At 59.7% G+C, this 9,280-nt stretch carries 10 protein-coding genes and 1 pseudogene; 8 read left to right on the forward strand and 3 right to left on the reverse strand.

The window, feature by feature from the left end; all coding sequences use genetic code 11:
- The 7 genes and pseudogenes from JI62_RS22865 to JI62_RS06940 form a co-directional block, all read left to right on the forward strand.
- On the forward strand, positions 1-383 hold a 383-nt coding region (locus JI62_RS22865), incomplete at its 5' end, for an urease accessory protein UreF (RefSeq protein ID WP_276206553.1).
- A 57-nt stretch (positions 384-440) separates the two neighbouring features.
- A complete protein-coding gene (ureG, locus tag JI62_RS06915) occupies positions 441-1,070 on the forward strand; it encodes an urease accessory protein UreG (protein ID WP_088699457.1) in 630 nt (209 codons plus the stop codon).
- Positions 1,071-1,456: 386 nt separating this feature from the next.
- Positions 1,457-2,434 (forward strand): helix-turn-helix transcriptional regulator, encoded by a 978-nt coding sequence (locus tag JI62_RS06920; RefSeq protein WP_088699458.1) that lies wholly within the window; start codon positions 1,457-1,459, stop codon positions 2,432-2,434.
- 105 nt (positions 2,435-2,539) lie between these two features.
- Positions 2,540-3,424 carry a transporter gene (locus tag JI62_RS06925; RefSeq protein WP_088699459.1) on the forward strand — a complete coding sequence of 295 codons (885 nt, stop codon included), beginning with the start codon at positions 2,540-2,542 and terminating at the stop codon, positions 3,422-3,424.
- A 25-nt stretch (positions 3,425-3,449) separates the two neighbouring features.
- Entirely contained in the window at positions 3,450-3,701 is a 252-nt protein-coding gene (locus JI62_RS06930) for a hypothetical protein (RefSeq protein ID WP_088699460.1), read from the forward strand.
- Positions 3,698-4,810 (forward strand): class II histone deacetylase, encoded by a 1,113-nt coding sequence (locus JI62_RS06935; RefSeq protein ID WP_088699461.1) that lies wholly within the window; start codon positions 3,698-3,700, stop codon positions 4,808-4,810. Before JI62_RS06930 ends, JI62_RS06935 begins: the two co-directional genes overlap by 4 nt.
- Positions 4,811-4,828: 18 nt before the next feature.
- Positions 4,829-4,957 (forward strand): annotated as a pseudogene (locus JI62_RS06940) (urease accessory protein UreG); the annotation flags it as partial.
- 2 nt (positions 4,958-4,959) lie between these two features.
- On the opposite strand, the gene JI62_RS06945 reads toward JI62_RS06940, so the two are convergent.
- Complete coding sequence (locus JI62_RS06945; RefSeq protein WP_088699462.1) at positions 4,960-5,886, reverse strand: YihY/virulence factor BrkB family protein; 927 nt, start codon at positions 5,884-5,886, stop codon at positions 4,960-4,962.
- A gap of 447 nt (positions 5,887-6,333) precedes the next feature.
- Between JI62_RS06945 and JI62_RS06950 the strand changes: the two genes are divergently transcribed.
- Positions 6,334-8,115, forward strand: coding sequence for a methyl-accepting chemotaxis protein (locus tag JI62_RS06950; protein ID WP_088699463.1), 1,782 nt, complete (start codon positions 6,334-6,336; stop codon positions 8,113-8,115).
- A gap of 91 nt (positions 8,116-8,206) precedes the next feature.
- Here the strand turns inward: JI62_RS06950 and JI62_RS06955 are convergent, their stop codons facing one another.
- The gene (locus tag JI62_RS06955; RefSeq protein WP_088699464.1) at positions 8,207-8,452 is read right to left on the reverse strand and encodes a formate dehydrogenase subunit delta; all 246 of its coding nucleotides are present in this window, start codon (positions 8,450-8,452) and stop codon (positions 8,207-8,209) included.
- An 11-nt stretch (positions 8,453-8,463) separates the two neighbouring features.
- Positions 8,464-9,280, reverse strand: an 817-nt coding sequence (fdhD, locus tag JI62_RS06960; protein WP_346425900.1) for a formate dehydrogenase accessory sulfurtransferase FdhD, incomplete at its 5' end; no start/stop codon positions are given.

Genomic DNA, 9,280 nt, shown 5'->3' on the forward strand with positions numbered 1-9,280 from the left:
AACGGCTACTGGGCAGCTTGGATCTATTACCCAAAGAGCAACTGCTGCCAAGTGAGGGCTTACTATCGCCCGTACTGCCAGAGCAGCCAGGCTATGTAACGCTGTTTGCTTACACCGCCCACGCCCGCGGCGTCTCTGTTCGCCAAACCCTGCTGGGCTTTGCCTGGGCCTGGCTGGAGAACCAACTAGCGGTGGCCTGTAAAGCCTTGCCGCTAGGGCATACGGCTGCACAGCGAGTAATTGAACAACTGCGCCCAGCGCTAGTGAATGCCGTTAATCAGGCGCTGGTGCTTGAGGATGAAAAACTAGGCCCGGTGCTACCCGGATTGGCCCTGGCCAGTGCGCTACACGAAACCCAGTATTCGCGCTTGTTTAGAAGTTAAAGGTTTAGACGTTAACTAGCTTAGAAGTTAATCAGCTTATCGATTGAGGAGAGAACAATGACTCACTGTTTACGTGTTGGTGTGGGTGGCCCGGTTGGATCCGGCAAAACCGCACTGCTCAAGCAACTCTGTTTAGCGCTGCGCGATTACTACGATATCGCCGTGGTTACTAACGACATCTACACCCGCGAAGACGCCGACTTTTTGCTCAAGCACGATGCGCTGCCGGCGGATCGTATTCTGGGCGTGGAGACCGGCGGTTGCCCGCATACCGCGATTCGCGAAGACGCCTCGATGAACCTGGCGGCCATCGATGAGCTACAGGGGCGCCATCCCAAGCTAGAGCTGGTAATGGTGGAGTCGGGCGGCGACAACCTCTCGGCGACCTTCAGCCCTGAGCTTTCCGACCTGACGCTCTACGTGATTGACGTCTCCGCCGGGGACAAAATTCCCCGCAAAGGGGGGCCCGGTATTACCAAATCCGATCTGCTGATTATCAACAAGATCGATATTGCCGAGCAGGTACATGCCTCGCTTGAGGTGATGGAGCGCGACTCTAAAAAGATGCGCGGCGAGCGGCCCTTCGTGTTTACCAATCTCTATGACGGCGTAGGGCTTGAGGAGATCATCCGCTTTATTCTCGATAAAGGGATGCTGGATGAGCGCCGAACGGCCATCGCGGGCTAACCTAAGGCGGCCCCTGTTCGCCTTCCTCGATCTGGTCTCTCTCAGCGTCCTGGTGCGTGGCTGGCCAGCCTGATCCGTCGACATTATCGCTATGCTCGCCCCTATCACAACGCCCTGTGGCGCTGTGATAGGGGCAGTGAGTTTCCTGCCTCCCAGCGAGTCGAGGCGACAAGGGCTTCTCGTCAAAAGCCTCAGCGGGCTTCGGAATAATGTTATTTTCCGGGCGCTCAACGCAGCGAGGCGTCGTATAGATCTGTTTGGCTGCAAGGGTAGAAAGCGGCGCGACGCATCGTTCATCTGCACGATGTCAGGCCCTTCCTGGTGGGGCTAAGATGGTGCCATGGCTCTGGTTCCCGGCCACCTCCTAATAACAATGGTACCCGACGATGACCAAGCTCGATGCCGTGGCGTCTGACGACTTATTGGGCTCCTTCAGCCAACTGCTCTGGGACATTAACCAACTTGCCCAGAGGCTTCCTCTGCCCGACTTCCATCCCGCTGCCCTAGCTCGGCTACAGAGACTGCTGGCCTTCGACTGCGCCTGGTGGGGGCGGTCGGTACTGATCGATGGGCGGATCGAGGAGCACAGCCGTTTCTTCTACGAACTCCCCGAGACGTATCTGGCCGACTGGCGCTCCATCGAACATCAGGACGTCACCGTGGAGCGTAGCCACCGCGAGCCGGGCCAGGCGGTGATCGTCGACATGCGTGCCACCACACCGGGGCTCGCCTGGCTGGGAGAGCGCCATGACCTCAGCGAGCTGCTCTGCGTGATTCACACCAGTCCTCGCACCCGGCTCAGTGACCATCTCTCGCTCTATCGCCGCCCCGGCTCGGCCCGCTTCGGCGAGCGGGAGCGCCAGTTACTGACCCACCTTATCAGCCACCTCTCGATAGCCGTGGATGCTAGCCAGATCCGGACTCTGGTGGCGCGTCGCGAGTGCCTGGAAAGCCAGCCACACCTGGCCCTGGCGGTTTGCGACCGCCAGGGCGTGCTACATAGCGCCGAACGAGGCTTCAGCGACCTGCTCGGCGATGAGTGGCCCGACTGGCAGGGGCCGACGCTTCCGGTGCACCTGGACGAGGCTGGCTATGAAGGTGCCAGAATCAGCATCCAGTGCCTTCCGGTTCTCGATCTCTGGCTACTCACCGTCTGCCGCCTGGGCCCTCTCGCCTGTCTCAGCGAACGAGAACTGGTGGTCGCCCAGCACTTCGGCAGCGGACTTACCTACAAGGAAATCGCCCGAGAGATGGCGATCGCCCCCAGCACCGTGCGCCACCATATACGCAGCATTTACCAGAAACTCGATCTCCACGATAAGGCCAGCGTGGCCACTCTGCTCAACCGCTCGCCACCTGGCTGATGCCCGTCGGGCCCCGCGCCCCACTTCATTCCCACTATGCCGACCATCGCCCGAGCGGGTGACGGTGTCGCATACCTGCGTCTTGACCAAACCAGAGGCTATACAATGACAACATCTCTCATGCTACAGCGCTTCATCATCGGTCTGCCTGCGGCTCTGGCACTGAGTGCCACTACCTCCCAGGCCGCTGATCTCAATGCCAGAGACTTCCTCTCTGCCCCGGCCGGCACCTCGATAGGCGTGCTCTACCTGGGCAACGAGCAGGCCAATCGCTTTCACGGCGCAGCCGACCCCGAGGGCAACGCCCGCCTCGACGTCAATGCCCTGGCCTATCGCCAGATTTGGTTCAGTGATATCTGCGGGCGCCTGTGCACGCCCCAGTTCGTCATGCCTCTGGTGGAGGTGGATGCCCGCCTGCCCGGTGCCGCTGAGCGTGAACGCCAGAGTGGTCTGGGGGATCCCCAGCTGGGCGGCACGCTATTCTTCGTCGACCGCCCCGAGGATCGCGTCGCCAGCGGCTTGTTGACGATGCTGACCCTCCCAATAGGCGAGTACGATGGCCAGCGCCCTGGCACCTCTCCTGGCGCCAACCGCTGGGGGGCCACCTTCGTGTTCAATTACACCCGCGGCGTAGGCGAGAAATGGGTCTTGGAGGCCAACCTCGAAGCCCAACTCTACGGTGACAATGGCGACTACCTGGGCATGACCCTCGAGCAGGATCCGCTCTACCGCCTCCAGGCATTCGCCTCCTACGACCTTATGGATAACACCTATGGCGCCCTGCGCTTGATCCATGCCGAAGGCGGTGCCCTGCAATTGGATGGTCGGGCGCTGGACGACACCCGCCAGCGCTATACCCAATTGGGCGTAGAGCTAGGCCATCAACTCTCTCCCCGCCATCAGGTAATGCTAGCCCTCTCGCATAATGTCGATACCGACAACGCCTTCCACGGCAGTCAGGCTCTGCTGCGCCTGGCTCGTGTGTGGTGAACCCACGACAATCGGAGATCCCACTATGACTCTCAAGACATCGGCTACCGAAGACACCTCGTCGCGCCGGATGGTCGTCGCCCTGGCCCCGGCGGCTCTAATGGTGGCTCCCTTTATCGCCGGACAACTGATCGAGGCTCAGAGCCACTACACCGGCAGGCTACTGATCACCGCCCTGTTTGGCCTGCTCTCCCTGATCCTCATCTTGATTTCCAGTGGCACCTCGACAATGTTGCGGGGCGCTCGAACCGCACCATCCCAAGGAGTGAACTCATGACCCGCCGTACCGCCTTCTTCTTCGATGAACACTGCCTGTGGCACAGCGCTGGCCAGCACGCCCTGGTCATGCCGGTAGGCGGCTGGGTACAGCCCCCCGCCGCAGGGGGGCTGGCCGAGTCGCCGGAGTCCAAGCGACGCCTCAAGTCCCTGATGGATATCTCGGGGCTGAGCCGGGCCCTGGATCTTCGCACGGCTCCCATGGCCAGCGAGGAGGACCTGCTGCGTATTCATCCCGCTGAGTACCTGGCACGCTTCAAGACGCTGAGCGATGCGGGCGGCGGCGAACTGGGCGACCATGCCCCTATCGGGCCGGGCAGCTACGAGATTGCACGGATCTCCGCAGGTCTGGCCATCGAGGCCGTGGCCACAGTGCTGTGCGGAGAGGCGGACAACGCCTACGCACTGTCGCGCCCGCCGGGCCACCACTGCCTGCCGGATCACGCCATGGGCTTCTGCATGCTGGCCAATATTCCTATCGCCATCGAGGCTGCCAGAGCCCGCTCGGGACTTACCCGTGTCGCAGTAGTCGACTGGGATGTGCACCACGGCAACGGCACCCAACACATCTACTACGAGCGCGACGATGTGTTGACGATCTCGCTGCATCAGGAGGGCTGCTTCCCGCCGGGCTATAGCGGGGCCGAGGATCGCGGCAGCGGAAAAGGCCTTGGCTATAACCTCAATATCCCGCTGCTGCCCGGTGGCGGCGAGGACGCCTACCAGCATGCCATACAGCGACTCGTGATACCTGCACTGGAGCGCTTTGCCCCGGAGTTGATCATCGTCGCCTCCGGCTTTGACGCCAATGGCTTCGACCCTCTGGCGCGGATGCTACTGACCAGCGAGTCCTATCGCCAGATGACCCGCACGCTGCGCCAAGCCGCTGAGCGACTCTGCGGTGGGCGCCTGGTGATGATCCACGAGGGCGGCTACTCCGAGGCCTACGTTCCCTTCTGTGGCCATGCGGTGGTGGAGGAACTCAGCGATGTGCCTACCGATGTGGCGGATCCGATGCTCGAGTTCTTGCGCCTGCAACAACCCAATGCAGACCTGCAGGCCTTTCAGCGTGAGCGCTTGGACGCCCTGGCGGCCAGTTGGAGGCAATAGCGCGACCGGACTCAGATACTCGGCGAGCGGCCCTTCGTGTTTACCAACCTCTATGACGGCGTAGGGCTTGAGGAGATCATCCGCTTTATTCTCGATAAAGGGATGCTGGATGAGCGGCGCCCTCAGGCCGAAGCGACCGCTAGCTAACGTCACTCGACCCGCGTAATCGGCTGGCGGCTGGGATCGACGTACCAGGGCAACCCAAGGCGGGTATTGCGTTCCAGTTCGGCAATCACCTGGGCGCCCAACAGTAAAATGATGGCGCCCACTTCCAGGCTGATCAGTACGACTACCAGCGCTGCCAACGAACCGTAGACAGCGTTCACGAACGAGAGATTAGCGAAATAGTAGACCAGCAACAGCCGAACTCCCTCCCACAGCAGGGCTGCCACAAATCCCCCTACGATTGCCCGGCGTAAGGCGATGCGCACCACCGGCAGCACTTTGTAGATAGCGCTGAAGAGTAGAAAAACGCCGATGAAGCTGGCTAGGTTAAGCACTGGTTCTGACAGCCCCGCCAATGGCAGTTCTCGGTCGAAAATGGCCATGACCAGCGCATTCAGCGAGCTGGCCAGGGTCACCACCAGGGTGAGCACCATCAGCGCCGCCCCCAACACCACCATAAAGGCGTAGGGCAACATCACCGACACCCAGACGCTGCGCTTGATATGCGGGCTATCTGGCGCGTGGAAAATGATTGCCAGAGCATCTTCCAGCATGCGAAAAGCGAAGGAGCTGAAGAGAAGCAGGATAGGAAAGCTCAGAATGCCGATCACGTCGCGTGAGTCCAGCAGGCTGCGAACGGCCTCCAGCAACACCTCTGCATGGGCAGGCGCCATATGGCGTGCCTGTACAGCCAGCACATTGAGCAGATGTTGCTGATCCACCACCTGGGTTAACAGCACAACGAGCACGGCGAAAAGCGGTACAATGGAGAGCAAAATGTTGTAGCCCACCCCACCGGCCAGCAGGACGCCGTGATTTTTCAGGAAATTGCGTAATACGCGCCAAGCAAAGTGAGCCAACCGAGGGAGCAAGAGCAAGACAGCGCTAACAAATGGGTGGTTTCGAACCATGCTTGCTACTCTCCTTTAGACCCTACCGCCATGATACGCTGATGACGCGAGTAAGTAACAAAAGCCAGTAACAAGGGCAAATATCAAGAAGGTCGCACATTGGCCGAGCTGACTTCAGGCGAGGGTAGTAAGAAGCAGGAGATAAACAACCGCCCTAGAAACAAAAAGGTCGCCCTGACCAGGCGGTAGGGAGGTCAGGGCAACCGAAGTTTGTGGTTTAGCATCGTGCTAAAACGGGCCATCCCTGGCCACCACACCCCCACCTTGGACGTTTATTTCATGAATAACCTTAACTTAGGTTATGAACCTAACTATTAGTTACTAATTATTTGAATATTAAGTAGAAAAACCCTAAAACTGGTTAAAGTTTGCGCATGTTAGGTCGATAAGGCCCCTATAACTATTAAAAACTCTTCACTCAAGACTGACTCTGGAACTTGCTCACAAATGGCCACTCCTACTGCTCCCAAACGAGCCCTTGGTTTACAGACCAAGGTGCTGATGCTTGTACTGCTCCCCCTTCTGTTAGTAACGGTTACGCTGGTTGGCTTTAAAGCCTATAGCAACATCCAAGACACCCGTAACGTACTGGCAGAACAGCGTGAAATGCTTATTGAAGAGCGCCGCCATGGGGTACGCAAAATTGTCCAGATGGCGACTTCTGCCATCGAGCCCATTTACGAACAAGCTGGGGCCAACGATGAGGCCGCCAAGCAGCAGGTCGCTGAGCTTGTGCGTTCTATGCGCTTTGAAGACAACAACTACATATTCATCTACGACTATGACGGTAACAATATCGTCACGGCGCCTGCACCGGAGCGTGAAGGCACCAACATGATCGATGCGCAAACCCCCGATGGCACTTACCTGATTCGCGAAATTATTAAGGTCGCGCAAAGTGGTGGGGGATTCTATAGCTACATGTGGGATTACCCAGGTACTAACAGAATTGAACCCAAGCACTCCTTCGTTGACCGCCTTGAAAAATGGGACTGGCTCATTGGTGCAGGCGTTTACGTCACCGATGCTGACGACGCCATTGCCGAGCTTGAAGCCGCGGCTGCTACCGATTTGCGCGAAGGCATTATATTTGCCTCCCTTCTGGGGCTGGGCCTGTTTGTTGTGATTGCACTGATAGCCTACGCCTTGGTGCGTCGAACGCTGGGGCCGATCAAGCGGACTACCGCGGCGATGCAAGACATCGCACAGGGGCGCGGTGATTTAACCCGTCGCTTGGCAGTTGAAAGCGGCGATGAGATTGGCGAGCTTAGTGTTCAGTTCAACGCCTTTGTAGCGCGGATGCAGGACACGCTTCGCGATGTACGCCGCAGCACGCTCAGCGTGCACCAGGCAGCGGGGGAGATCTCACAAAGTTCTGATGAGCTTGCCACCCGTACCGAGCAGGCGGCCGCGAACCTGCAACAAACCTCAGCGTCCATGGAAGAGATCACCTCGACCGTCAACCACAGCGCCGACAACGCCCAGCAGGCCAATACGCTGGTGCAGTCTACTGCCGACGTAGCCCGCGAAGGCGAGACCTCGATGGGGCAGGTGGAAAGCACCATGCGCGATATTAACGACTCTGCGTCGCGTATCAGTGACATCATCAGCATGATCGACTCGATTGCCTTCCAGACCAATATTTTGGCGCTGAATGCCTCGGTGGAAGCCGCAAGGGCAGGTGAGCATGGCCGCGGCTTTGCCGTGGTAGCGCAAGAGGTTAGGGTTCTGGCCAGCCGTTCCAGCGATGCTTCCAAAGAGATTCGTGCGCTTATCGATGCATCGGTTCAGCACACTAACTCCGGCGCGAAGCTGGTGCGTAGCGCCGGTGATACCATGCGTGAGATTGTCTCCAGCGTGGCGAAAGTCACCGATGTGATCGGTGAGATCACCGCGGGGGCTAAAGAGCAGAGCAGTGGTATCGGCCAGATCAACACCGCCGTGGCTGAAATGGACACCATGACCCAGCAGAACGCCGCTATGGTGCAAGAGTCGACCACCGCCGCCGCCAATATGCGCCGCCACGCGGAGCATCTTAATCAGCTAATCAACTCTTTTGTCCTTGGTGAAGATGAACCACAGCATCAGGCGCTCGCCTCTCCGGCGCCTCAGCAGCGTGGCAGCGATAGCGGCCTGAAGCGCCCTGCGCTTTCATCGCATGCCTCATCACAGCCATCTTCAAAGCCCTCACCGGCGAAGCATGCCGCAGATGAGTGGGAAGAGTTCTAACGCTGACGAACCGTGCGTGTGGTATCAGCACTTATGAACGATAGGTATAAAAACGGGGCTTGCCAGATGGCAAGCCCCGTTGCGTTAACGCTTATCCGGCATGCCGTTTTGCAAGCCTTTCCGCCAGCAGGGTGACGGCCCGCCGCGCTAGAGGTGAAAGCTCGCCATCCTCGTGTTCCAGTGTTGCGATCAGACGATGCTTCATTGACCGCGCCCAGAAGGTTTCTAAGTGGCGGCAGGTGGCCGCGGCTGCTGTTTCTTCATCACGACCGCCGCCCAGGTTAGCGGCGATCTGGTTGGTCATGTGAATCAGGTGAGTCTCTTGGTGCGACGCCATTGCGTGCCTCCTCAGCCGTGTGCCATCGCCGCCGACATGGGGCGATGGTAAATCAGGTGGCGGCCGGGCCGCGCAAAGCCTGCCAGTAGCAGCCCCGATGCCTTGGCCTGCTCCACCGCGAGCGCCGTGGCCGCCGAGACCGCCACCAGGGCGCCAATACCGGCACTGGCACATTTGTGCACCATCTCATAACTGGCGCGGCTGGTGACCAGCGCGAACCCTCCGCCGAGGGGGGCGGCCTCGCGGGCAAGGGCACCGATCAGTTTATCCAGGGCATTGTGACGGCCCACATCCTCGCGGAGCCGTTGGATGCGCCCCTGGGCATCGCACCAGGCGGCACCGTGGCTAGCGCCAGTGGCTGCCTGCAGCGGCTGGTGGGTGGCCAGTTCCTGCAGGGAGCGCTGAATGGCGGCATCGCTCACAGGCGGAGCCACCACATGGGGAATCGGACGAATAGCCTGCTCCAGGGCTTCGGTGCCACATAGGCCGCAGCCGGTACGCCCGGTCAGGCTGCGCCGCCGCTGCTTGAGTTCGGCCATCCGCTGGCTGGCAATGGTGAGCTGAACGGTGAGGCCTTGGGGCGCTTCGTGGATCTCAAGGTCGTAGCACTCATCGGTACTGGCCAGAATGCCTTCGGAAAGGCTGAAGCCGAGGGCAAAATCCTCAAGGTCGGCGGGGCTTGCCATCATCACCGCATGGGAGATGCCGTTGTAGACCAGGGCTACCGGCCTTTCCAAGGCCAGTAGATCCTCCTGGGTATCGTTGTACCAGCCGTTAGCGCCGCGGCGCACCTCCACCGGCTGGCGCGCTACCGCATCGCGGGGGTGG

It is taken from the genome of Halomonas campaniensis (assembly GCF_002211105.1).
In the GTDB taxonomy this organism is placed as follows: domain Bacteria; phylum Pseudomonadota; class Gammaproteobacteria; order Pseudomonadales; family Halomonadaceae; genus Vreelandella; species Vreelandella campaniensis_A.